The organism is Glutamicibacter sp. NPDC087831 (assembly GCF_044742845.1).
In the GTDB taxonomy this organism is placed as follows: Bacteria; Actinomycetota; Actinomycetes; order Actinomycetales; family Micrococcaceae; genus Glutamicibacter.
This window is the reverse complement of record NZ_JBIUVH010000006.1, coordinates 154,020-177,911: the sequence shown is the minus strand read 5'-3', so window position 1 is coordinate 177,911 and position 23,892 is coordinate 154,020. Positions and strand designations below refer to the sequence as shown.

Genomic DNA, 23,892 nt, shown 5'->3' with positions numbered 1-23,892 from the left:
GGTCAGATCGTGCAAAAACTTCGGAGCGGAAGCCCTGGAGAGGGGCCACAATCGGGTGCCGACGCCGCCGGCGGGGATCACGCCGTGGAATCGGGCTAATAGGTCTGCATTCACGCCTTCCAGACTAATTCATTCGGTGGATAATCCTGTCCATTGAAACCTGTGCAACAGATTAAATACGAAAACATCGCATGAGGTATTACGGGCGGGATTTCGGCCTTTTAGCGCATAATTACCCCTTTTCGGTGAACATGCTCACAGGAACGAGACACGAAATAGATTGGAGCTAGCCAAGTGGTTTAGACTCGCACAAGGAACGCTCGCACAAGTGCGTCAAATCTCATTGTGTGCAATATACACATGCGCCGTTGCGAGCCTTGGAGGTTTAGTTCAGTGTCGAAGACTTCGTCAGGCACCCTATACCGCGGCCATGAAGGCATGTGGTCCTGGGTGGGACACCGAGTCACCGGTGTCGTTATTTTTCTTTATCTGCTGGTGCACGTGCTCGATACGGCCATGGTCCGTGTCGATGCCGGCGCCTACGACGCAATCATTAGCACCTACCAGACCCCGTGGATGGCACTTGGTGAAACCGGTCTGGTTGCAGCAATCCTCTTCCACGCATTCAACGGTCTGCGCTTGATCCTGGTCGACTTCTGGAAGCAGGGTACCAAGTACCAGCGCCAGTTGCTCTGGGGCGTATTGATCCTCTGGGTCATCGTCTTTGCGGGCTTCGCCATCCGTCACCTGTCGATCGCATTTGGGAGCCACTAAGCCATGAGCGTTTCTATTCCTGCTCCTCGCAGCCAGCGCATTGATCCAAAGTACAAGCGCGGACCAAAGTCCCGCGGAAGCTTCGAAATGCTGGCATGGCTGTTCATGCGCCTCTCCGGCGTCGTGCTGATCGTCCTGATCTTCGGCCACCTGATCTCCAACCTGATGGTCGGCGAAGGCATCTCCGGCATCAGCTTCGGCTTCGTGGCCGGCAAGTGGGCCTCGCCGCTGTGGCAGTTCTGGGATCTGGCCATGCTGTGGCTGGCCATGCTGCACGGCACCAACGGCGTGCGCACCATCATCAACGACTACGCAGAGAAGCACGCTACCCGTGCATGGCTCAAGGGCATCCTGTACGTCGCCACGATCTTCATCATCGTGCTTGGTTCCCTGGTGATCTTCACCTTCGATCCATGCGTCGCCGGCAGCCAGCTGCCGCAGTGCTAATTGGAACTCCCCTAGTTCCAGCCAATAGCCACACAGATTTTTAGAAAAGAGAGCATCAAGAATGCAGGTACATAAGTACGACGTTGTTATCGTCGGTGCCGGTGGTGCAGGCATGCGTGCAGCGATCGAATCCGGTCAGCGCGCACGCACCGCAGTGCTAACCAAGCTTTACCCAACCCGCTCGCACACCGGTGCGGCCCAGGGCGGCATGTGCGCAGCACTTGCCAACGTCGAGGAAGACAACTGGGAGTGGCACACGTTCGACACCATCAAGGGTGGCGACTACCTGGTTGACCAGGACGCAGCCGAGGTCATGGCCAAGGAAGCCATCGACGCCGTGCTGGATCTGGAAAAGATGGGCCTCCCATTCAACCGAACCCCAGAGGGCAAGATCGACCAGCGCCGCTTCGGCGGCCACACCCGCGACCACGGCAAAGCCGCCGTGCGACGCGCATGCTACGCAGCTGACCGCACGGGCCACATGATCCTGCAGACCCTGTACCAAAACTGCGTCAAGCACAACGTCGAGTTCTACAACGAGTACTACGTGCTCGACCTGCTGATGGTCGAAGAAGATGCCTACCGCGAGGACGGCACCGCCTACAAGCAGAAGCGCGTTGCCGGCGTCGTCTCCTACGACCTGGCTACCGGCGAACTGCACGTCTTCCAGGCCAAGTCGGTCATCTTCGCTTCGGGCGGCGCCGGCAAGGTCTTCAAGACCACCTCCAACGCGCACACCCTGACCGGTGACGGCATGGGCATCGCCTTCCGCTCGGGCCTGCCGCTGGAGGACATGGAGTTCTTCCAGTTCCACCCAACGGGCCTTGCCGGACTGGGCATCCTGCTCACCGAGGGTGCACGTGGCGAAGGCGCGATCCTTCGCAACTCGGATGGCGAGCGCTTCATGGAACGCTATGCGCCGACCATCAAGGACCTCGCACCACGTGACATCGTGGCCCGCGCGATGGCCAACGAAGTCCGCGAAGGCCGCGGTTGCGGCCCGAACAAGGACTACGTGCTGCTGGATCTGACCCACTTGGAACCAGAGCACATCGAATCCAAGCTGCCGGACATCACCGAGTTCGCCCGCACCTACCTGGGTGTCGAGCCATTCACCGATCCGGTGCCTGTGTACCCCACTGCGCACTACGCAATGGGTGGCGTTCCAACCAACATCAACACCGAAGTGCTGCAGGACAATGACACCGTCATTCCTGGCCTGTTCGCCGCCGGCGAGGTTGCTTGCGTATCGGTCCACGGCTCGAACCGCCTGGGCACCAACTCGCTGCTGGACATCAACGTGTTCGGCAAGCGCGCCGGCGTTGCCGCTGCCGAGTACTCCAAGACCGCCGACTTCGTCGAGCTGCCGGAGAACCCGGAAGCATTCGTCACCGCGCAGATCGAAGGCGTGCTGAGCGGCAACGGCACCGAGCGCGTCTCGGACCTGCGCTCGATCCTGCAGGAAACCATGGACGCCAACGTCCAGGTATTCCGCGACGAGCGTTCGCTGAAGGAAGCGCGCGACGTGATCGAGGATCTGCGCCTGCGCTACAAGAACATCAGCATCCAGGACAAGGGCAAGCGCTTCAACCTGGATCTGCTCGAAGCCATCGAGCTGGGCTTCCTGCTCGACTTGGCCGAGGTCATCACCGTTGCTGCATTGCACCGCAAGGAATCCCGCGGCGGCCACTACCGCGAGGACTTCCCAGACCGCGACGATGAGAACTTCATGAAGCACTCGATGTCCTACCGTGACGCAGAAGCCGTCACCGAGGACATCAAGGGCATCCGCATGGAGACCAAGCCAGTGGTCTTTACCCGTTACCAGCCAATGGAGCGTAAGTACTAATGAGCACCGAACTGCCAGAACCACCGTCAAAGATCGACCTGAAGCCAGGCGTTGGCGGCGGCGGAGAGATCCCGAGCTTCGACATCACCCTGCGCGTTCGCCGCTACCTGCCAGAGGCTACTGCGGACGCATACTGGGAAGATTTCAAGCTGACCATGTACGGCACCGACCGCGTGCTGGACGCCCTGCACAAGGTCAAGTGGGAGCAGGACGGCTCGCTGTCGTTCCGCCGCTCCTGCGCCCACGGCGTGTGCGGTTCCGATGCCATGCGCATCAACGGCCGCAACCGCCTGGCCTGCAAGACCCTGCTCAAGGACCTGGACACCTCCAAGCCGATCACCGTTGAAGCCATCAAGGGCCTGCCTCTTGAAAAGGACCTCATCGTCGACATGGAACCGTTCTTCCAGTCCTACCGCGAGATCATGCCATTCCTGATCTCCAAGGGCCACGAGCCAACCAAGGAACGCTACCAGTCCGCCGAGGATCGCGAGATCTTCGACGACACCACCAAGTGCATCCTGTGCGCTGCTTGCACCAGCTCCTGCCCGGTGTTCTGGACCGATGGCCAGTACTTCGGCCCGGCCGCGATCGTCAACGCCCACCGCTTCATCTTCGACTCGCGCGATGATGCAGGCGACATGCGCCTGGAGATCCTGAACGACAAGGAAGGCGTGTGGCGCTGCCGCACCACCTTCAACTGCACCGAAGCATGCCCACGCGGCATCCAGGTGACCAAGGCTATCGCCGAGGTCAAGCAGGCAATTCTGGCGCGCACCGTCTAAGGACGCGCTGAGGGCCCGAACCGTTCAACGGTTCGGGCCCTTTTTGCATCCCTTCAACGCCCCCGCCTCGCGTGGCATGATGGGCAGTACTCGCCCTTTTCCCAATGCACCACATAGCTGAGGAGCAAACATGGCCAGTGAAGAAACCACCTCGACAACCCAAGCAGGAATCCCGGCAGCCAGCGACCGCAACTCGCTGACGGTGGGCGCCAACGGCCCCATCGTGCTGCACGATCATCATCTGGTCGAGACCCTGCAGCATTTCAACCGGATGAACGTTCCCGAGCGCCGCCCGCATGCCAAGGGTTCCGGAGCCTTCGGCGAATTCGAAACCACCGAGGACGTATCCCGGTACACCAAGGCGGCCCTGTTCCAGCCTGGCGTGAAAACCGAAACGCTGATGCGTTTCTCCACCGTTGCCGGCGAGCTCGGCTCTCCCGACACCTGGCGCGATGTGCGCGGCTTCTCGATGAAGTTCTACACTTCCGAAGGCAATTTCGATCTGGTCGGGAACAACACGCCGGTGTTCTTCGTGCGCGACCCGATGAAGTTCCCGCACTTCATCCGCTCCCAGAAGCGGCTGCCCGATTCGGGGCTGCGCGATGGAACCATGCAGTGGGACTTCTGGACGCAGAATCCGGAATCCGCCCACCAGGTCACCTACATCATGGGCCAGCGCGGCCTGCCCAAGACCTGGCGCGAAATGAACGGCTACGGCTCGCACACCTACATGTGGGTCAATGCTGCCGGAGAGAAATTCTGGGTCAAGTACCATTTCCTGAACAAGCAGTCCGAGAAGTTCGAGACCATGCGCGGGGCGCAGGCCGAGGCACTGGCCGGATCCGACGCCGACTTCCACCGTCGCGACCTGTTCGATGCCATCAAGGCCGGGAATTTTCCCCAGTGGGACCTGTACGTGCAGATCATGCCCTACGAGGAAGCCAAGACCTACCGGTTCAACCCCTTCGACCTGACCAAGGTCTGGTCCAAGAAGGACTATCCGCGCATCAAGGTCGGCACCATGACGCTGAACCGGAACCCGGAGAACTTCTTCGCGCAAATCGAGCAGGCCGCATTCTCCCCCGGGAACATGGTCCCGGGCATGGGGATGAGTCCTGACAAGATGCTGCTGGGACGCAATTTCGCGTACGCGGATGCGCAGCGCTACCGCATCGGCACCAACTTCCAGCAGCTGCCGGTGAACAAGCCCAAGTGCCCGGTCCACTCGTACAACTTCGAGGGGAGCATGACCTACGATCACACCGGGGATCGCAGCGTCTACGCGCCGAACTCCTTCGGGGATTCATGGAGCGATGAAACCGGACCGGCGGAGAATTCCTTCGAGTCCGACGGCGAACTGGTCCGCGAGGCCTACACGCTGCGCAAGGACGACGGGGACTTCGTCCAGCCCGGCATCCTGGTCCGCGAGGTGATGGATGATGCCCAGCGCGCCGAACTGGTGGATACCGTCACCGGGGCGCTGGATGGGGTCATCGAGCCGGTGCTGTCCAACGCGATCCAATACTGGAAGAACATCGACGCCGATACCGGAGCGAAGATCGAGGCCAACGTCCGCCAGAAGTGACTCGCCAGCCGACACGGAAAACGCCAGCCGCGAGGCTGGCGTTTTCTGCAGGGTGAACTAGGCAAGCGAGGAACCCAGCGGAATCTGCTCGCTGAAGTTCCAATCCCCGCCACGGGTATCGAACAAATGGATACGATCCGCCGCGAAGGACAGATGCGCCTGACCCAACGCTGCCTGCGCGGCGTCCAATTGCCGTGCAGCCACGTTCTGCGCGATGGTCAAGTGCGGATGGTAGGCGAAAGCCGATTCGTGCCTCAGCGCGTCGCCCAGCAGCGCGCGGTGCAGCTTCCAGCATTCGTCCGCTCCGGTTTCCAGCGGCAGGAAGACTACTTCGCTGGCCGGCCGGAAGGTCCGGGCCGGACCCAGATGGATGGTGAAGGGCTCCGCCGTGGCGGCTACCCGGCGCACCTGGGCAGCCGCCTTCTCCCAGGAATTCAGGTACGACCCGGACACCAAGGTGATATGCGGGGCAATCGGCGCGGTGGCCTCTCCCCCGTATTCCTGGCGCCACGCGCGCAGAGTCTCGCGGTGCGGCTGCGGCACCGGGATCACCACGCCCAGGGTGTACTCGAAAACCATTGGCTCTTAGACTCCCAGCGGCGGCAGGAAGCCGACCTTCTGGTAGACATCGGCAACGGTCTTCGACGCGACGACGCGCGCCTTGGCCGCACCGGCAAGCAGCAGGCGATCCAGCTCCGCCGGATCATCGAGCAGCTCCAGGGTACGGGTGCGGATGGGAGCCAGCTGCTCCACCACGGCTTCTGCCACAGCCACCTTCAGATGCCCGTACATCTTGCCTTCGAACTCGTTGACCAGTTCTGGCACATTCTTGCCGGTCACGGCAGCCAGGATATCGAGCAGGTTCGAAACGCCCGGCTTCTCGGCCTTGTCGTAGGCCACGACGGACCCGGCGTCCGTCACCGCGGACTTGATGCGCTTGGCGATCAGCTTCGGCTCATCCAGGACGTTGATCAAGCCGGCAGGGGATTCGGCGGACTTGGACATCTTCGAGGTCGGGTTCTGCAGGTCGTAGATGCGTGCGCCCTCCTTGGGGATGAACGCTTCCGGCACGGTGAAGGTCTGCCCGAAACGGTGGTTGAAGCGCTTGGCCAGATCGCGGGCCAGCTCCACATGCTGGCGCTGGTCATCGCCCACCGGGACCCCTTCGGGCTGGTAGAGCAGGATGTCCGCGGCCATCAGGACCGGGTAGGTGAACAGCCCGACGCTGGCGGCATCCGCGCCGCCCTTGGAGGACTTGTCCTTGAACTGGGTCATGCGGCTGGCTTCGCCGAAACCGGTGATGCAGTTCAGCACCCAGGCCAGCTGCGCATGCTCGGGGACCTGCGACTGGACGAACAAGGTGGACTTGTCCAGGTCGATGCCGCCGGCGATGAACTGCGCAGCGGTCTTTCGGGTACGCGCGCGCAGCTCCGCCGGATCCTGCGAGACGGTGATCGCGTGCATATCCGGGATGAAGAAGAATGCGTCGTGGTCATCCTGGGTCTTGACCCAATTGACCAGCGCGCCCAGGTAGTTGCCCAGGTGCAGCGAATCGCCCGATGGCTGCATTCCGGACAGGACGCGGGGACGGGTTGTTTCCATGGTTTTCCTTAGAACTGGTAGTCGACGACCAGCGGCGCATGGTCGGAGAAGCGCAAATCGTAGGCCGAGGCACGGTCTACGTGGGACTTGATGGCCTTGGCGGCTAGCGCCGGAGTGGCCATGTGGTAGTCGATGCGCCAACCTGCGTCGTTGTCGAAGGCCTGTCCGCGGAAGGACCACCAGGTGTACGGTCCCTGCACGTCGCCGGCCAGCTCGCGCGCCACATCCTTGTAGCCGATCTCACCGAAGAACCCGTCGAAGTAGGCGATCTCCTCGTCCATCACGCCGGCGCGCTTGTTGTGGTTCGGCTTCCAGTTCTTGATGTCCTTTTCGGTGTGCACGACGTTCAAATCGCCTACCACCAGGACGTGGTCCTTCTCGTTCTTCAATTCCACCAGGCGCACGTTCATGCGCTGCAGGAAACGGTACTTGTCTTCCTGCTTCTGGGTGCCCAGCTCGCCGGAATGGACGTAGGCCGAGACGACGGTGAAGCTCTCGCCGTTGATATCGAAGTCCGCCTCGACCCAGCGGCCGGATTCTGCGAAGTAGTCCTCGCCGATGTGCTCGCGCACGGCTACCGGCTCGGTGCGCGAGAGGACGGCAACGCCTGCGCGGCCCTTGTCCTTGGCCTCGGCATGCAGGATATGCCAACCCTCGCCAATCAGGTCGCGCAGGATCTTGTCCGGTGCGCGTACTTCCTGCAGGCACAGGATGTCCACGTCACGGGCGGCGATCCAGTCCGCCATATTGCGCTTGTAGGCCGCGCGAATGCCGTTGACGTTGACCGACGCGACGCGCAGCGCGCCGGCGTCCTTGTTGAGAATTTCCACACTGGTAGGTATCACTATTCCAGCTTACAAAATTATGCGATCGATTACGCGCTGATCTGGCCTGCGCCGGAACACGGGCAACGAAAAAGGGCAACGCTTGCGCGTTGCCCTGGACAATTAGTCGATGATTTCGCCATCCATCGGCTTGGCCGGCTTGATCATGTCCCGCGCATTCGTCGCGGTCATTTGGATCGTCTCCAGCGCCCGGTCGATCATGGCCTCGTGATCCTCGCCCCGGCTCTGGCGCTGTTCGGCGATCACGCGTGCCTGGACCTGGACGATCTTGAACGAGTGATCCAGCTTCATGTCGCGCTGGCTGGTGGCTTCGTCAACCACCACAGTGCCGGGCTGGGCGCGCGGGGTGGCCGCCGCGGTGGCTTCGCGCAGCGAGTTGTTGATCTTCTCGGCGCCCCGCTTGAGGCCGAACATCATGAATGCGGCCAGCAGCAGCCAACCGGCGGAGATGACGACTACAAACCAGCCGACGATCTGGTTGGAGTTGGCAGCGAATACCACTGCCACCAGAAGGACGATGACCATGACGGACATTGCCAAAGTTGATGCGTTCAGGGTGACTTTCCTGCCCTGCTTCGCGCTGCTGCCTAGAGGTTCCATGCCGTCAATTCTCGCATCATTACCCCGCTTCAAGCCAATTGGAACCGTGCCCTTTCGCCCACAGCGTGGCTAGCCGAACAGGCTGTGCAGGTCCTGCCCGGAAAGGCTCGCGCGAATCAGCAGGTATCCGCCGATGCCCACCACCCAGCCAAGGGTTTCCTGGGCGTATGCCGAGGCCTTGGCCCCCATTTTCTGCAACCAGGCCTCGATGCGCGGCCCGGCGAGCGCAAGCGCGCCAACCAGCACCAATGCCGGGACGATCATCACCAGGCAGTAGCCGATCAGCGCGAGCAGCTGCAGGCCGGTGCCCCAGCCGGCGCCCTGCATGACGCCAACGGCTGCGAGGTAGGGAAGCATCGTGGGAAGTTCCAGCAGGCCGGCGAACAGGGCCAGGGCAATCAACCCGGTGCGGGTATCCAGCGCAGTGCCCAAGCGGCTGCGCAGGCGCAGCGGCACCTGTTCGGTTGCATCCGCCGGTTCCGGCGCTGCCGGTGCCGCGCCGCTATGCGCGATGGCTTTCTTCCGTGCGCTGGCTTCCTTCTGCGCATCGGTGCGGTAGGTGAGCGCCCAGATGATCATCAGCGCCCCGGCGGCCATTCCTGCCAGCCGGAAGAACCGGTGCTCGAAGATGGCCGGGTCGATGAGCAGCAACCCGCTGCGCAGCAGCACGCCGATGACCCAGTAGAAGCCGGCGATCACCAGCAGATAGGCCAGGACCTTGGCAATGGCCGCGCGGCGTCCCCGCAGCAGCAGCCACAGCGGAATGACCAGGGTGCCGATGCTAGTCGAATCGATCAGCGCCAGGATGAGAAGGGATAGTTCGGGATTGCTTGTCATGATGTCCATGGGTTCCACTGTTCCGCGGCCTGCCGGATCGCGGTATCGGCCAGTGGGCTGCGCCTTCTCCTCCTTAAGGGGGATACCGGCGGGCAGCCAGTTCGGGGATGCTGGAAGCATGGACTTCATTCGGCGGATGGGCAGCGGCGACAAGGAACCCGAGGTCGTCGGCACCTATCTGGTGCTCACCGCCATCTTGCATCTTTCGGGACTGGCCAATCCCCCATGGTTCGCGATCCGCGGGTACGAATGGATCGTCTTGCTGCTCATCGGCTTGGCCGCTGTGCTGGTCCGTCGCCGTTTTCTCGTAGCCAGCTCCGTGGCCATGCTGCTCGCCGGGGCCGGCTTGCTGGCCGTGGGAAGCCTGGGCGGGTACTTCTTGGTCTTCGAATGCGTCTTCGGGTTGTTCCTGCTCGGTTCGGTGCGCACGCGGACGGTGGCGCTGGCGCTGCTGTGCCTGGCGGCCATCTCGCTGGCCATCGCCGCCTGGCTGGTCACCGGGAATCCGCAGGAGGTGGTGCTGGCCCTGCTCATGGCCGGCTTCATCCTCTTCACCCCGATGCTCTGGGCGGAGAATATGCGCACCGCCAAGGAGCTGGCCAAGGCCGAAGCCCAGCGGGCAGAGGCTGTGCAGTCGGCGGCCGATGCCCGCGAGGACCAGCTGGTCGCCGAGCACGACTTTTCCCGCGTCCAGGAGCGCACTGCGCTGGCCCGCGAGATGCATGACGTGCTCTCGGCCAGGTTCTCGTCAATCGCGCTGCTCTCCGGCGCCCTGCTTCCGGCCGCACCCCAGGAGGTGCGGGCTCCGTTGCAGAGCATCCGCGATGAGTCGGTGTCCGGCTTGGAAGACATGGCCGCGATGGTGCGGATGCTGCATGCCGGGGGCCCTGCGCTGCAGGCGCGGATCGAGGATCTGCCTGAGCTGGTGGCCGGATTCGGCAGCCCGGTGCGCTGGGAGTACCGGGTCGCGCATCCGCAGCGCTTCAGTCCTGCGGTGCATACCGCCGCGCACCGCACGGTCTGCGAGCTGCTGGTCAACCACGCCAAGCATGCGCCGGGCACTACCCTGGAAATGAGCGTGATCCAGGACCAGGGCCTGGCGATCACGGCGAGCAACGGCCTGCGGCACGATGCCAGCCGCGGCCCGGGGGCGGGCACCGGGCTGGAGAATATCCGCACCCGCGTCGCCGCGCTCGATGGCCGGTTCGGGGTACGCACCGGCCCGGATTTCGAGGTGCGCGTGGAATTCCCCGGACCAATTGAAGCAATGGAGAAGCCGTGAAAGTCCTGATCGTCGATGACCATGCGACCGTGCGCATGGGGATCCGGCTGGTGCTGCAGGCCGCGGAAGACCTGGAAGTCGTGGGCGAAGCGGCCGACGGGCGATCGGCCATTTCCATGGCCCGTGCCCTGTCCCCCGACGTCATCCTGATGGACCTGCGCATGCCGGTGCTCGATGGCATCGAGGCCACCAAGGCACTGCATGGCAGCTGCCGCGTCGTGGTGCTCACGACCTTCGATGACGACCAGTACCTTTTTGGCGCACTGCAGGCCGGGGCGCACGGGTTCCTGCTCAAGAGCGCCGAACCGCAGGCGATCATCATGGGCGTGCGGGCCGCGGCCCGCGGCGAATCGGTGCTGGATCCGCAGGTGACCTCGCGGATCCTGGCCCGGGCGCTGGCGCCGGAACCCGGCACCGCGAAGCTGCCCGATGGCTTGACCGGCAGGGAACGCGAGGTGCTCGACGGGTTGGCCGAAGGGCTGAGCAACCCGCAATTGGCGCAGCGGCTGGGCATCGGGCAGAGCACCGTGAAGACGCATGTCTCCCAGGTGCTGGCCAAGCTCGGGGTCTCGACCCGGCTGCAGGCGGCGAAGATCGCCTACGCGGCTACCAGCTCACCAGGCAGAACGGGTGGTCCTGCGGGTCCAAATAGACCCTGAAGGTCTTGGACCCTTCGCCGGTCCAGCGCGCACCGAGGTGCAGCACCTGTTCTTCGGCCAGGTCCAGGTCGGCGACTTTCACGTCGATATGCGACTGTTGCGGGTGCACATGCCCGGGCCATTGCGGGGCCACGTACGGGCTGACCGCTTGGAAGGCGAGCGCAGGGTGATCCGGGGCATCGCCAATGGAAACCCAGTCGGGCTCGTTGTCGATGCGCACCATCCCGAGGAGCTGTTCATAGAATCCGGCCAGTGCATCGGGGTCCTCGCAGTCGATGACCATGGCCTGCCACGTGCCAATCATGTGGCCATTATGCGCGCACCAGGTGTTCGCGTCTACCAGGACTCAGCCATCGCGCAGGTGCAGTGGTCGATCAGCGCCTGGACGCGGGCCGGGATCTGGACCCCCTTGGGCGTGATCGCCACGACCGCGTTCGGGTAGTTGGGGGCCTTGAGCTCGCGGAAGGCCAGCGGGCGGCCCTCGATGGAGACCTCGGCATTGTTCGGGCGGCGCATGAGCAGCCCGTAGCCCAGGCCGCGGCCCACCATCGCGGAGACCAGGATCATCTGCGGGACCGAGGCGGCGATCCTGGGCTGCAGGCCCTGGGAGGCGAAGAGCTGCTGCTGGTGCTCGGTGCTCGGGTCGGACTCGTAGATGATCAGCGATTCGTCGACCAGGTCGGCCAATTCCAGCGGCCGGGCGAGGTTGGCCAGCCGGTGCTCGGGATGCAGCACGACCTGCATCTCGGTCTGGTAGATCCTCTGCTTGTCCATGTCCGCGGGCAGCTGCAGGTCGTAGACGAAAGCGACATCGATCTCGCCCTCTCGCAGGGCCGGCAGCAAGTCCTCGTGGGTGCCTACGCGCACATCGAGCTGCACCTCGGGGTGGTCGAACCCTTCCAGCGTGGCCGGAATCAGGTGCGGAGAGAGCGAAGCGAAGCAGCCGAAGCGCACCGGCCCGCGCAGCGCTCCTTCGGTTTGCGGGAATGTTGCACGCAATTCGCCGACATCGGAGAGGATCTTCCGGGCCATGGCGGCGAAGTGCTGACCCGAAGCGGTGAGCCGGATCCCGTGGGCCTTGCGGCGCAGGCACAAGGTCTCCCCGGCATGCTTCTCGATGGCGGTAATTGCCTGCGACAAGGCCGATTCCGAGATTCTCAATTCACTGGCCGCCGAACCGAGCGTGCTGTGTGCGGGAAGTTCAGCCATGATTTCCAGATGGCGCATCGAATACATAAGCCAACCTTCAGAAGTTTTGCAGATATTTGAAGTTTACCTTACTTGTGCTTGGTGCCACACTGGAGTGACCCAAAACTCAGGTGCCAGTGATTGACGCCTCGGTACCACTCGCAAGGGAAGCACTATGACACAACCCAAGGCCGCCAAGGCCAACCAGCGCCGCGTAGCTTTCGCGACGGTCATCGGAACCACCGTGGAGTGGTACGACTTCTTCATCTACGCCACCGCAGCAGGCCTGGTCTTCAGCCAGCTGTTCTTCGAACCAGCAGGCCAGGAGATCGCACTGCTGATCTCCTTCGCCTCGGTCGGCCTGTCCTTCCTCTTCCGCCCGCTGGGCGCATTCCTGGCCGGGCACTTCGGCGACAAGATCGGCCGCCGTGCGATGCTGGTCCTGACCCTGGCGCTGATGGGTGCAGCCACCACGCTGATCGGCGTGCTGCCGACCTACGAGACCGCAGGCATCTGGGCGCCGATCATGCTGCTGCTGCTGCGCATCCTGCAGGGCATCTCCGCTGGCGGCGAATGGGGCGGCGCGGTGCTGATGGCCGTCGAGCACGCCTCCGACGGCCACCGCGGCCGCGCAGGCTCCTACCCGCAGGTGGGCGTGCCACTGGGCATGCTGCTGGCCTCGGGCACCATGGCGCTGATGACCGGGGTGATCTCCCCCGGCGATGCGTTCCTCGAATGGGGCTGGCGCGTTCCGTTCCTGGTGTCGATTATCCTGATCGCCGTCGGCTACTTCGTGCGCCGCTCGGTGGACGAGTCCCCGGTCTTCGAGGAAATCAGCGAGAACAAGGCTCAGACCGCTGTGCCGATCCTGGTGCTGTTCAAGAAGCACTGGCCACTGGTGCTCATTGCCGCGCTGGTCTTCGCCGGCAACAACGCCGCAGGCTACATGACCACCGGCGGCTTCTTCCAGGCCTACACCACCAACCCTGATGGCCCGGTCGGGCTGGAGCGCACCGACGTGCTGGTCGCCGTGGCCTTCGGCGCCGCCGTATGGCTGGTCATGACCCTGGTCGCTGGCCTGCTGGCCGACAAGATCGGGCGCAAGCGCACCTACCAGATCGGCTTCATTATTCTGGCAGCTTCGCTCTTCCCGGTCTTCGCACTGGTCAACTCCGGCTCGCTGGGCCTGCTCTACCTGGCCTTCGGCCTGTTCTCCATCGGACTGGGGCTGACCTACGGCCCGCAGGCGGCGCTCTACTCGGAGCTGTTCCCGGCCTCGGTACGCTTCTCCGGCGTCTCGATCTCCTACGCGATCGGCGCGATCGTCGGCGGCGCGTTCGCACCGACCATCGCCCAGGCGCTGGTGCAGGCGACCGGCGGCACCACCGCGGTGGCCATCTACCTGCTGATCGTCGTTGCAATCTCGTTCACCGCGGTCTCGCTGATCCGCGACCGGGCAGGAATCGACCTGTCCTTCCGCAACCAGGCGGAGCAGGAAGTGGGCGCGCTGGTCTTCGACAAGCGCCGCGCTGAAGCCGTGAAGGCTACCCAGGACGCCTAGGCGCTGCAAGCATAAGCCCGATGGCCCGTTTCCGAACGGGCCATCGGGCTTTTCTATTTCAGCTTGGTGCGCAGCACATCCAGTCGTTTGCGGAACTCGGTCTATTCGATCTCGCCGCGGGCATTGCGTTCGCGCCGCACCGATTCGGCGCCGGCCGCAGCGCGGGCCACATGCCGTCGGCGGGCTGCGAAGATGATTGCACCGATCAGTCAGGATCCAGAAGGTCGGGGCTACCAGCCCGGGCCGTGCCCATGAATGCCGCGGGCAAGCACCAGCCGTTCCCCTCCTCGACGCGCTCGTGGCGTTGGCGTTCGGCCGCTGTCTTAATGCAGTCCTCCCAGCGGCTGCGCCCCAAGCCCACCAGCGGCACCGAGGATACTCCGGGCGTTGGCCTTGCGGCCTTGGCCCGCGGATGCGGGTGCCTGCTCCGCCAGACAGTAGCCCGGTCAGTGAGCGGGGTTCGTCGAATGCAGTTCTAGTGCCAGGTCATGCATGGCGGTGGCCGCCTTGGACGGGGCGACGGCGCGGGGGCGGGCCAGTGCGACGCGCACCGTTCGGGCCACCGGGTGGATAGGGCGCACCACCAGGTCCAGACCCTCGTAGGAAACATCCACCGCCGGGCGCTGGACCAGCACCGCGTAGCCGAGCCCGCGGGCCACCATGGAACGGGTCACCTCGAAGTCGGCGGTGCGGTAGCGGATCCACGGTTCGACCCCGGCGGATTCGAACAGGTTCTGCGTGTGCTCGCGGCTCGGCGGGACATCCAGCAGGATCATCGGCTCGCTGGCCAGCCGCACCAGCGGCACCTTCGGCTCTTCGGCCAGCGGATGCCCCGCGGGCAGCAGCACATAGGGTTCGGTGCGGAACAGTTGGGTGCGCTCGATGCCTTCGGGCAGGCCGAAGTCGTAGACGAAGGCCAGATCCAGCGTCCCGGCGGCCAGCATCTGGAAGATCTCCTGCTGCGTGCCGGCGAAGAAATCGACTTCCACCTGCGCGTAGCGCTGCCCGTATTCGGCGAGCAGCTCCGGAAGCACCGTGGGCGCCAGCGACGAGTAGCAGCCCACCCGAACCTTTCCGGCCAGCACTTCCCCGGCACTGCTGGCCATTTGCTCCAGGTCCCTGGAGGCCTGCAGGATTCCCTGTGCCTCGTCCAGCACGTAGCGCCCGGCCGGGGTCAGGCTCACGCCATGGGCCTTGCGCCGGATGGTCAGCTGCGTGTTCAGCACGCGTTCAAGCTCGTTGAGCCCGCCGGTCACCGCGGAGGCTGACAAATTCAGTGACTGCGCGGCGGCGGTGATGGAGCCCAGCTGCCCTACGGCGGCCAGGCATTCGAGCTGACGCAGCGTAAATTTCGGCACTATTCCTCGCTTATTCAGTGGATATTCCTCGAATATAACCATTTTACCCGTGGTTATGGCCTGCCTCACACTAGTGATTGAACAAGGAACCACTAAGGAGACAGCATGAGCACCGCCCCAGCGACCTGCCCGTTCACCGGCGCCCAGGCCACCCCCGGCACCGCACCAGTGCCGCACGCCAGCACCGAATCCGCAGTCCGCGAGGCCCCGGTCGCCGATTGGGTAAAAATCGAGGACCTGTACCGCGATCCGTTCCCGATCTACCAGCGCCTGCGCGCCGAGGCCCCGCTGCACTGGGTCCCGGCGGTGAACCGCTACATGGTGACCTCCTACGCCGCCTGCCACGAGATCGAGCAGGACGAAGCCCGCTTCTCCGCCAACGAGCGCAACTCGCTGATGAAGCGGTCCATGGGCCACTCGATGCTGCGCAAGGACAACCCGGAGCACCAGGTGGACCGCGACTCCTACGGAGCGACCCTGCGCCCGGGCACCATCAAGAAGCACTGGAACGGGATCTTCGCGCAGAACAACGAGAAGTACCTGGGCCAGCTGCTCGCCAAGGGGCCGGGTTCGGACTTCGTCTGGGACTACGCCGCACCGTACACCGCGGAGAACCTGCGGCTGATCTGCGGCTTCCACAATGCCACCCAGCAGGACATGCAGCGCTGGAGCCAGACCATGATCGACGGCACCGGCAACTACGCCGATGACCCAGAGGTCTGGGCCAAGGCAGAGGCTTCCTCGGCAGAGGTCGACGCGGCCATCGACGAGATGCTCCCCTATCTGGCGAAGAACCCGGACCACTCGCTGCTCTCCAACCTGGCCACCATGCCGATCCCGCTGGAAGCCATCCGCGCCAACCTGAAGATGACCATCGGCGGCGGGCTGAACGAGCCGCGCGACGTGCTGGCCACCACCGTTTGGGCGCTGCTGGAGAACCCCGAGCAATTGCAGGCGGTACGCCAGGACCCGGCTTTGCTCCCCAAGGCCTTCGAGGAATCGGTGCGCTGGGTCGCCCCGATCGGCATGTACCCGCGTGAAACCACCCAGGAGCTGGTGCTCGAAGGCATCAGCCTGCCAGCCGGTGCGCGCCTCGGAGTGGTGCTAGGCGCGGCCAACCGCGACCCGTTGGTCTTCGAGGATCCCGAAACGTTCAACATCTTCCGCGAGAAGAAGCCGCACCTGGCCTTCGGCGGCGGTGTGCACTTCTGCGCCGGCACCTGGATCGCCCGGGCCCAGGTGGCCCAGGTCGCCCTGCCGGCGGTCTTCGAGAAGCTGCCCAATCTGCGGTTGGATCCGGCCACCGCCAGCATCGATGCCGGCTGGGTCTTCCGCGGCATGACCAAAATGCGCGTCCTCTGGGACGCCTAATACAAGGAGCCTTCCATGCCTACCATCACCTTTGAACAGCCAAACGGCACCGCGACCGACGTCGAGGTCGCCGAAGGCGGCAACATCATGCGCGCTGCCGTCACCAACGGCATCGCCGGGATCGTCGGCGAATGCGGCGGCCAGGCCATGTGCGCCACCTGCCACGTCTACGTTAACCCCGAGGATGCAGCTGGTCTTCCAGAACTCTCGGAAGACGAAGACGAAATGCTCGACTGCACCACCGCAGAGCGCACCGCGAACAGCCGGCTGGGCTGCCAGGTTTCCCTGGGCGGCGCATTGCAGTCCATCCGCGTGGCCGTACCCTCCGAACAGGTCTGAAATGCACGAAAGCATCCTGATCATCGGCGCCGGCCACGCCGGCGTGCAGCTGGCCGAAACGCTGCGCGAGCACGGCCATGCCGGCGCCATCACCTTGGTCGACCAGGGCGCACAACAGCCCTACCAGCGCCCTCCGCTGTCCAAGGACTTCGTGGCTTCCGCCCAGGAACCCGAGGTGCTGCCGCTGCGCTCGGAGGACTTCTACGCCCAGCAGCGCATCGAACTGCTGACCGGTGCGCGCGCCACCGCCGTTGACCGCGCCGCACGCACCGTGACCCTGTCCGACGGGCAGCAACGCGGCTATGACCGGCTGGTCTTCGCCACCGGCGCACGCAACCGGGTGCTGTCCTGCCCCGGCGCCGAGGACCCGCGGGTCATCGGGCTGCGCACGCTGCAGGACGCGGAAATCCTGCGCCGGCAGCTGGACGGCGCCCAGCGGGTCGTCGTGGCCGGTGCCGGCTTCATCGGTCTGGAGTTCGCGGCCTCGGCCCGGGCCCGCGGGATCGATGTCACGGTGCTGCACTCCGCTCCCCGGGTGCTGAACCGTTCGGTTTCCGCCCAGCTCTCCAACTGGTTCACCCAGGCCCATCGCGGCGACGGCATCGAGCTGCGCCTGGGCGAAGGCGTGCAGTCCATTGACGTGCAGGAGGATTTGCTAGTGCAATCCTCCGCCGGGGAAAGCTGCCGGGCGGATCTGGTGGTCTACGGCATCGGCGTGCTCCCCAACATTGAGTTGGCCGAAGCATCGGGATTGGAGTGCGAGAACGGCATCCTGGTGGATGCCGCGCTGCGCACCAGCGATGAGCGCGTCTACGCGGTGGGCGACTGCGCCAATGTCGGGCGCGACGGCACGCGGGTGCGGTTGGAGTCGGTGCAGAACGCCGCGGACCAGGCGCGCAGCCTGGCCCGCACCCTGTGCGGCGAGCCCACGGCGTACTCGGAGATTGCCTGGTTCTGGAGCATCCAGGGCCGCCACCGGCTGCAAATCGCCGGGCTGGCCGAGCCCACCGACAGCAGCGTGCTGCTGGGCGACCCGGGCAGCGAAAAATTCTCCATCGCACGGCTGCGCGACGGGCAATTGGTCGCGGTGGAATCCATTAACCGTCCCGCCGACCACGCTGCCGCACGCAAGCTGCTGGCCCGCGGCGAGCGCATCACCGAAGCGATGCTCGCTGGAGCATCCCTGAAGGACCTGGCCAACGCCGCACCGGTCGCGGCCTAGCACCCCCACTACTATCCCAATGAGGTCAGCTCATGAGCACACCCACCCAGCGGCACCCCGGCACCAGCCAGCGGCGCGTCGCCTTCGCCACCGTCATCGGCACCACCATCGAGTGGTACGACTTCTTCATCTACGCCACCGCAGCGGGGCTGATCTTCGCCCACCTGTTCTTCGAACCAGCCGGCGCGCAGATCGGCCTGCTGCTCTCCTTCGCCAGCGTCGGCATTTCCTTCCTCTTCCGCCCGCTGGGCGCGTTCTTAGCCGGGCACTACGGGGACAAAATCGGCCGGCGCGCCATGCTGGTGCTCACCCTGGCCCTCATGGGCGCCTCCACCACGCTGATCGGCGTGCTGCCCACCTATGAGACCGCGGGCGTGCTGGCCCCGATCCTGCTGCTGCTCTTGCGCATCATCCAGGGCATCTCCGCCGGTGGCGAATGGGGCGGCGCGGTGCTGATGGCCGTTGAGCACGCCCCGAAGGACCGTCGCGCCCGGGCCGGCGCCTACCCGCAGCTCGGCGTGCCGCTGGGCATGCTGCTGGCCTCGGGAATGATGGCGCTGATGACCGGCGTGATCTCCCCCGGCGAGCAGTTCATGGCCTGGGGTTGGCGCGTGCCGTTCCTGCTCAGCTTCGTGCTGATCGTGGTGGGCTACTTCATCCGCCGCTCGGTGGACGAGTCCCCGGTCTTCGAGGAGATCGCGCAGAAGAAGGCACAGACCCGCGTTCCGATCGTGGTGCTGTTCAAGAAGCACTGGCTGCTGGTGCTGGTTGCCGCGCTGATTTTCGCTGGCAACAATGCCGCCGGCTACATGACCACCGGCGGATTCCTGCAGGCCTATATGACGGACCCTGAGGGGCCTGTGGGCTTCACCCGCACGCAGGTGCTGCTGGCCGTCTCCTTCGGTGCAGTCATGTGGTTCGCCTTCACCCTGCTCTCCGGGGTCGTGGCCGACAGGATCGGGCGCAAGCGCACCTACCAGATCGGCTTCATCAGCCAGCTGCTGTGCATCTTCCCGCTATTCTGGCTGGTCAACGCCGCTAGCCTGCCGCTGCTCTACGTGGCGTTCGCGTTGTTCGCCATCGGTCTGGGCTTCTCCTACGGTCCGCAGGCCGCGTTGTACTCCGAGCTGTTCCCCGCCTCGGTGCGCTTCTCCGGGGTTTCCATTTCCTACGCTTTCGGCGCGATCCTGGGCGGGGCGTTCGCCCCGATGATCGCCACCGCGCTGGTGCAGGCCACCGGCGGGACCACGGCGGTCGGCTGGTACCTGTTCGCGCTTACCGCAATATCGCTGGCGGCGGTCAGCATGGTGCGTGATCGCAGCGGCATCGACTTGGGTATCGGCAACCAGGCCGAGCAGGAAGTCGGCGCGCTGGTCTTCGACAAGCGGACCGCGGGGCAGCCCGTGCCCCAGGACGCGCTGTAGGATCTGCAGGGATCAAAAAACCGGCAGCCCACCATTGGCGGACTGCCGGTTTTTCGCGTCTACTTCGCGGCGTTGCGCTCTGCGGCTTTAATGGACACCACAATCGGGTAATCGGGTTCTCATCCCACCGCACCGCACCAAGATTTCCTTAGGACCGGACCTCGCTGGATTTCTCTGTAACGTTTATCCAGTGGGCTCTCGACCTCATTGCTTCTCGATGGGGATGTGCAAATCGATTTGCAACGGCGGAGAATTGCGGATGCGATGAAGGGCCGCAGTTTCATAGTCCTGGATACTCTGAAAACCGAGGTGCCTAGCAATCTCAATTCTCATGCTGGTGTTACGAATCGGGAGCGCTTTGATCAGCTCGTCATACGCACAAGCAGTAACATGATCCTTCATCTGCCTGAGAATTTGTGGAAATGGCGAGTCAAAGTTGATCTCGATTGCGTTCTCATCAACCACATCTGGCATGTACTCGACTAGTTTCCTCGCGACCACAGATTTCGAAAGCTGTCCGGTCAGTCTTTCTAACGTCCCGTCCTTTCCTAGCGCCTTCATGGCCGCGCTCTTGGCCTCCTCAACTTTGACCTGAGGATCGTAGCCAAACGTCGAAGCTTGTTGCTCTGCTACTGCCTGCAGCACTTCCGAAGTGTAGTAGAGGTTCTCAATTTCGCTCACCGGCAGAACATGAATACCAAGACTAAATAAGGATTCAATTTCCTGCTCAGATCGCCAGTCCCCATCAACCAAACCGCGTGCTCTGACCCAATGGAAACTCGCACTATTCCGCAGGCCAGACACTGACCGGATGAGCGTATCGCATCCTCCGCTAGGCACCAGTAGCCAATCTGGGAAGAGCACCTTGTAAAGGCTCAGATCATGGCTCGTCGTTTCTCCTTCAATGAAGAGAATCTCCTTCCGCCCACCAAGAATGGCCTGTCGGGCGATTTCAGGCAAGGAGTCGTCCTGTGCAATCTCATGCAGATCCCACTGCATGGCTTGTTCGCCTTCCCACCGCACACCAAACACGGTTAGCACTTTCCCTCTTTGTTCAGAAAGGCTCGCGGCGAGGTCCAGGTCATGGGTCAACACGACAAAAGCACAATCATTACGTGTAGCAATAATGGTTTTTATGAGTTCATCGGAAATTGCTCGATGCAGATGTCTCTCCGGCTCATCGATAATAAACGTCACCCCGGACGGGGCAGTAATAATTTCAGCGGCGAGCAATAGCGCGCTCTTCTCACCATCGGACATCAAATGAATCGGATATGTCACGTCAGAATTGAGATGCTTCGCAAAAAAATTCTCTGTAGAATCCACGCCTATTTCAATTTCCAGGCCCGAAGTTTGAAGCACTGTATTGAACGTGTCGAGAACACGTGGACCCATCCTCCGGGTAACATCTTCAGTGCTCGACCCCGCCTCATACAGATCTACGCGTGCCCTGTTCTCCTGGTTGATCTTGGCTAGCATATCGAACAAGGCAATCCCCGAGCGCTGTGAATCACTGTGATCAAGATAGCGCGAACTAAATTCCTGATCCCAATGCGTGATTTGGGCAAATCGCGTTTTTCGGTCTGCCGGAGTAATGGAAGGTCCCGACTGAGTAAACCACAGTTTTCGTTGCGCTAACACTCTCCGGATAGCCGTTGCCTGCGAATTTCTCGGCATCCACGAAGCCAGAGCAGATTTACCCGAGCCATTCGCCCCTAGGATCGTCAACACCTCTCCCGCACTCACCTGCACGCTGCAGAAACCACCCGTAAACACTGGAATATTCCACTGAGCCAAAGGTGTGGGCACCTCGCCAATTTGAGTCATGAGACCGATATTACGATACCCAACCATCATTCGTTTATTAGCCAAACGAAAAGCCAACGACACACTTACAGAAAAGGACGTCACCTATTAAATCTGATGAACCACTAACATTAATCAGGGAAACGCAAATCTAAATGCTTTCGGAACGGCCTTAAAACCAATTTGCGTCCAGAGGAATTACGTCTCCTAGTAAATACCGCTGCTGGACGTAAAAGACCAACGGCCTGCCATCATGGCAGGCCGTTGGTGTTTGAGTTCATTCGCGTCTAGTTGGCGGCGTTGCGCTCTGCGGCCTCGACCACGTTGTTCAGCAGCATCGCGCGGGTCATCGGACCCACGCCGCCCGGGTTAGGCGAGATCCACGACGCGACCTCGGCAGCAGCCGGATCCACGTCGCCGGTGACCTTGCCATCCACGCGGGAGACGCCCACGTCGAGCACGATCGCGCCGGGCTTGATGGCGTCGGCCTTGATGATGTGCGGCACGCCAGCGGCGGCGATGATGACATCGGCCTGGGCGAGTAGTTCAGGAAGATTGGTGGTGCCGGTGTGGGCAAGGGTGACGGTCGCGTTCACGTCGCGGCGGGTCAGCAGCAGGCCGACCGGGCGGCCGATGGTCACGCCGCGGCCCAGGACCAGCACGTGCTTGCCGTTCAGGTCGATATCGTGGCGGGCCAGCAGTTCCACGCAGCCCAGCGGGGTGCATGGCAGCGGGGAGGCCATCGGGCGGTTGACGTTGGCGACCAGGCGGCCCAGGTTCATCGGGTGCAGGCCGTCGGCATCCTTGGCCGGATCCATGGCTTCGAGGATCACGTCCGTATCGATGTGCTTGGGCAGCGGCAGCTGCACGATGTAGCCGGTGCAGTCCGGGTTCTCGTTCAGCTCGCGCACCTTGGCCAGCAGCTCGTCCTGGGTGGTTTCCTCGGGCAAATCCACGCGGATCGACTCGATGCCCACTTCGGCGCAGTCCTTGTGCTTGCCACCGACATACCAGGCCGAGCCCGGGTCGTTGCCGACCAGGATGGTGCCCAGTCCGGTGGTGTGCCCGGCAGCCTTGAGCTTGGCAACGCGTTCGGCCAGTTCCTGCTTGATGGCGGCCGCGGTGGCCTTGCCGTCGAGAATGCGTGCGCTCACGCTGTTCCTTCCGTAGGTGCCCTGTTCCCAAGGCGGGTGGTGTGCAAACCCAGGCGCGCGGCTCGCACGATTAGCTCCCTGGTGGTTACCCACCTAACGCCAGTCACGCGTTCCAGTGTAGCGAAAATGGCTTCGGGAATGACTTTGAAGTGCGCAGGGTTACCTTAAGCGTGTACTCGACAATCGTGATCGGCGCAGGGCAAGCCGGGCTTGCCGCCGCCTACCATCTGGCCAAGCGCGGCATCGACTTCCTGGTGCTCGACGCAAACCCTGCACCCGGCGGGGCCTGGCAGCACCGCTGGGATACCCTCACGCTGGGCGACGCGCATCATATCCACCCCTTGCCCGATTTCCCGCTCGAGGTGCAGGATTCCACCCGGCCGGCCTCGCAAGTGGTGTCCGAATACTATGCGGAATACGAACAGCGCTTCGCGTTGCCGGTATGCCACGGCGCACCGGTGACCTCGGTCGAAAACGACGGAGAAAACTTCGTGGTGCACGCCGATGCGGATTACCGGGCGCGCACCATCATCAACGCCACCGGGACCTGGAGCAATCCGTTCTGGCCGGTCTACCCCGGGCACTTCGACGGTCCGCAGGTGCACACAAATGGCTTCGTCTCCCCGCAGCAATTCGCCGGGCAGCGCGTTTTGGTGGTCGGGGCCGGCGCCAGTGCCACCCAGTTCATCGTGCAGTTGCGCGCTGCCGGCGTGGATACCCTGTGGTCCACGCGCAGCGCACCGGACTGGCGCGACGTTCCTACCGGTGCCGAATGGGGCCAGGAAGTGGAGCGCCAGGTCAACGAGCGCACCAGTGCAGGGCTGCCGCCGAAGTCGGTGGTGGGCACCACCGGGTTGCTGCTCACCGAGAAGATGCGTGCCGGGATCGCCTCCGGGGCGCTGGTTTCGCGGGGGAAGATCGACCGGCTGGAATCCGACGCCGTCGTCTTCTCCGACGGGTCACGCGAAAAGATCGATGCGATCCTGTGGGCGACCGGCTTCCGGCATGCCCACCGGCATTTGCGCGATCTGAAACTGCACACGGCTCAAGGCGGCATCCTGATGGAGGACGGGGTGGCTGCCGTGGCGGTGCCGGGGCTGTTCTTCGTCGGCTATGGCGCGTCGGCCTCGACTTTGGGCGCTACCCGGGCAGGGAGGAAGGCGGCGCTGGCAGCCAGCAAGTTCCTGTCCGCGGTTGCGGTATAGCG

24 protein-coding genes are annotated in these 23,892 nt (G+C 63.5%); 13 read left to right on the top strand and 11 right to left on the bottom strand.

The features are described 5' to 3' along the window. Positions 1-114 (bottom strand): sugar phosphate nucleotidyltransferase (locus tag ACIOJF_RS17025; RefSeq protein ID WP_400291517.1); only part of this gene is annotated, 114 nt, incomplete at its 3' end. 246 nt (positions 115-360) lie between these two features. Between ACIOJF_RS17025 and sdhC the strand changes: the two genes are divergently transcribed. From sdhC to ACIOJF_RS17000, 5 genes are all read left to right on the top strand, one after another. After that, positions 361-774 carry a succinate dehydrogenase, cytochrome b556 subunit gene (gene sdhC / locus ACIOJF_RS17020; protein ID WP_388025151.1) on the top strand — a complete coding sequence of 138 codons (414 nt, stop codon included), beginning with the start codon at positions 361-363 and terminating at the stop codon, positions 772-774. A gap of 3 nt (positions 775-777) precedes the next feature. Further along, the gene (locus ACIOJF_RS17015; protein ID WP_105661695.1) at positions 778-1,221 is read left to right on the top strand and encodes a succinate dehydrogenase hydrophobic membrane anchor subunit; all 444 of its coding nucleotides are present in this window, start codon (positions 778-780) and stop codon (positions 1,219-1,221) included. Positions 1,222-1,282: 61 nt separating this feature from the next. Further along, positions 1,283-3,070 carry a succinate dehydrogenase flavoprotein subunit gene (gene sdhA, locus ACIOJF_RS17010; protein WP_105657423.1) on the top strand — a complete coding sequence of 596 codons (1,788 nt, stop codon included), beginning with the start codon at positions 1,283-1,285 and terminating at the stop codon, positions 3,068-3,070. Next, on the top strand, positions 3,070-3,852 hold the full coding sequence (locus ACIOJF_RS17005; RefSeq protein ID WP_105661693.1) for a succinate dehydrogenase iron-sulfur subunit: 783 nt from the start codon (positions 3,070-3,072) through the stop codon (positions 3,850-3,852). The genes sdhA and ACIOJF_RS17005 overlap by 1 nt, the downstream gene beginning before the upstream one ends. 130 nt (positions 3,853-3,982) lie before the next feature. Further along, positions 3,983-5,437: a catalase gene (locus tag ACIOJF_RS17000; protein WP_332489296.1), complete on the top strand. Its 1,455-nt coding sequence runs from the start codon at positions 3,983-3,985 to the stop codon at positions 5,435-5,437. A 57-nt stretch (positions 5,438-5,494) separates the two neighbouring features. On the opposite strand, the gene ACIOJF_RS16995 is transcribed toward ACIOJF_RS17000, so the two are convergent. From ACIOJF_RS16995 to ACIOJF_RS16975, 5 genes are all read right to left on the bottom strand, one after another. Continuing rightward, entirely contained in the window at positions 5,495-6,016 is a 522-nt protein-coding gene (locus tag ACIOJF_RS16995; RefSeq protein WP_402741956.1) for a 2'-5' RNA ligase family protein, read from the bottom strand. Between the two features lie 6 nt (positions 6,017-6,022). Beyond that, on the bottom strand, positions 6,023-7,039 hold the full coding sequence (trpS, locus tag ACIOJF_RS16990) for a tryptophan--tRNA ligase (protein WP_402735658.1): 1,017 nt from the start codon (positions 7,037-7,039) through the stop codon (positions 6,023-6,025). Between the two features lie 8 nt (positions 7,040-7,047). Continuing rightward, the gene (locus ACIOJF_RS16985; RefSeq protein ID WP_133833097.1) at positions 7,048-7,884 is read right to left on the bottom strand and encodes an exodeoxyribonuclease III; all 837 of its coding nucleotides are present in this window, start codon (positions 7,882-7,884) and stop codon (positions 7,048-7,050) included. A gap of 102 nt (positions 7,885-7,986) precedes the next feature. Then, positions 7,987-8,484, bottom strand: a complete 498-nt coding sequence (locus tag ACIOJF_RS16980; protein ID WP_402735659.1) for a hypothetical protein — start codon at positions 8,482-8,484, stop codon at positions 7,987-7,989. 69 nt (positions 8,485-8,553) lie between these two features. After that, a complete protein-coding gene (locus tag ACIOJF_RS16975; protein WP_166650664.1) occupies positions 8,554-9,330 on the bottom strand; it encodes a GAP family protein in 777 nt (258 codons plus the stop codon). Positions 9,331-9,439: 109 nt separating this feature from the next. Between ACIOJF_RS16975 and ACIOJF_RS16970 the strand changes: the two genes are divergently transcribed. Together ACIOJF_RS16970 and ACIOJF_RS16965 are read left to right on the top strand one after the other, a co-directional pair. Then, positions 9,440-10,603 carry a sensor histidine kinase gene (locus ACIOJF_RS16970; RefSeq protein WP_402741955.1) on the top strand — a complete coding sequence of 388 codons (1,164 nt, stop codon included), beginning with the start codon at positions 9,440-9,442 and terminating at the stop codon, positions 10,601-10,603. After that, positions 10,600-11,262 (top strand): response regulator transcription factor, encoded by a 663-nt coding sequence (locus ACIOJF_RS16965; RefSeq protein ID WP_332489294.1) that lies wholly within the window; start codon positions 10,600-10,602, stop codon positions 11,260-11,262. Before ACIOJF_RS16970 ends, ACIOJF_RS16965 begins: the two co-directional genes overlap by 4 nt. Here the strand turns inward: ACIOJF_RS16965 and ACIOJF_RS16960 are convergent. Continuing rightward, complete coding sequence (locus ACIOJF_RS16960) at positions 11,210-11,566, bottom strand: VOC family protein (protein WP_402741954.1); 357 nt, start codon at positions 11,564-11,566, stop codon at positions 11,210-11,212. The genes ACIOJF_RS16965 and ACIOJF_RS16960 overlap by 53 nt on opposite strands. 32 nt (positions 11,567-11,598) lie before the next feature. Beyond that, positions 11,599-12,498 (bottom strand): LysR family transcriptional regulator, encoded by a 900-nt coding sequence (locus ACIOJF_RS16955; protein WP_105657412.1) that lies wholly within the window; start codon positions 12,496-12,498, stop codon positions 11,599-11,601. 127 nt (positions 12,499-12,625) lie between these two features. Here ACIOJF_RS16955 and ACIOJF_RS16950 point away from each other — a divergent pair, with 127 nt between their 5' ends. After that, a complete protein-coding gene (locus ACIOJF_RS16950; RefSeq protein ID WP_402741953.1) occupies positions 12,626-14,011 on the top strand; it encodes an MFS transporter in 1,386 nt (461 codons plus the stop codon). A gap of 446 nt (positions 14,012-14,457) precedes the next feature. On the opposite strand, the gene ACIOJF_RS16945 is transcribed toward ACIOJF_RS16950, so the two are convergent. After that, positions 14,458-15,369 (bottom strand): LysR substrate-binding domain-containing protein, encoded by a 912-nt coding sequence (locus ACIOJF_RS16945; protein WP_402741952.1) that lies wholly within the window; start codon positions 15,367-15,369, stop codon positions 14,458-14,460. 105 nt (positions 15,370-15,474) lie between these two features. Between ACIOJF_RS16945 and ACIOJF_RS16940 the strand changes: the two genes are divergently transcribed. From ACIOJF_RS16940 to ACIOJF_RS16925, 4 genes are read left to right on the top strand one after another with little or no spacing between them, the layout of a single operon-like run. Beyond that, positions 15,475-16,740: a cytochrome P450 gene (locus ACIOJF_RS16940; protein WP_105657409.1), complete on the top strand. Its 1,266-nt coding sequence runs from the start codon at positions 15,475-15,477 to the stop codon at positions 16,738-16,740. A gap of 15 nt (positions 16,741-16,755) precedes the next feature. Continuing rightward, positions 16,756-17,079, top strand: coding sequence for a 2Fe-2S iron-sulfur cluster-binding protein (locus tag ACIOJF_RS16935; RefSeq protein WP_105657408.1), 324 nt, complete (start codon positions 16,756-16,758; stop codon positions 17,077-17,079). Position 17,080: 1 nt separating this feature from the next. Then, entirely contained in the window at positions 17,081-18,301 is a 1,221-nt protein-coding gene (locus ACIOJF_RS16930; protein ID WP_402741951.1) for an NAD(P)/FAD-dependent oxidoreductase, read from the top strand. Between the two features lie 32 nt (positions 18,302-18,333). After that, the gene (locus ACIOJF_RS16925) at positions 18,334-19,725 is read left to right on the top strand and encodes an MFS transporter (protein WP_105657406.1); all 1,392 of its coding nucleotides are present in this window, start codon (positions 18,334-18,336) and stop codon (positions 19,723-19,725) included. Positions 19,726-19,929: 204 nt separating this feature from the next. Here ACIOJF_RS16925 and ACIOJF_RS16920 read toward each other — a convergent pair whose 3' ends face one another. Both ACIOJF_RS16920 and ACIOJF_RS16915 read right to left on the bottom strand, forming a co-directional pair. Continuing rightward, positions 19,930-21,552, bottom strand: a complete 1,623-nt coding sequence (locus ACIOJF_RS16920) for an AAA family ATPase (RefSeq protein ID WP_402741950.1) — start codon at positions 21,550-21,552, stop codon at positions 19,930-19,932. 266 nt (positions 21,553-21,818) lie between these two features. Beyond that, entirely contained in the window at positions 21,819-22,685 is an 867-nt protein-coding gene (locus ACIOJF_RS16915; protein ID WP_105661683.1) for a bifunctional methylenetetrahydrofolate dehydrogenase/methenyltetrahydrofolate cyclohydrolase, read from the bottom strand. A gap of 170 nt (positions 22,686-22,855) precedes the next feature. On the opposite strand from ACIOJF_RS16915, the gene ACIOJF_RS16910 reads away from it, so the two are divergent. Beyond that, positions 22,856-23,890, top strand: coding sequence for a flavin-containing monooxygenase (locus ACIOJF_RS16910; RefSeq protein ID WP_402741949.1), 1,035 nt, complete (start codon positions 22,856-22,858; stop codon positions 23,888-23,890). Positions 23,891-23,892: the final 2 nt, after the last annotated feature.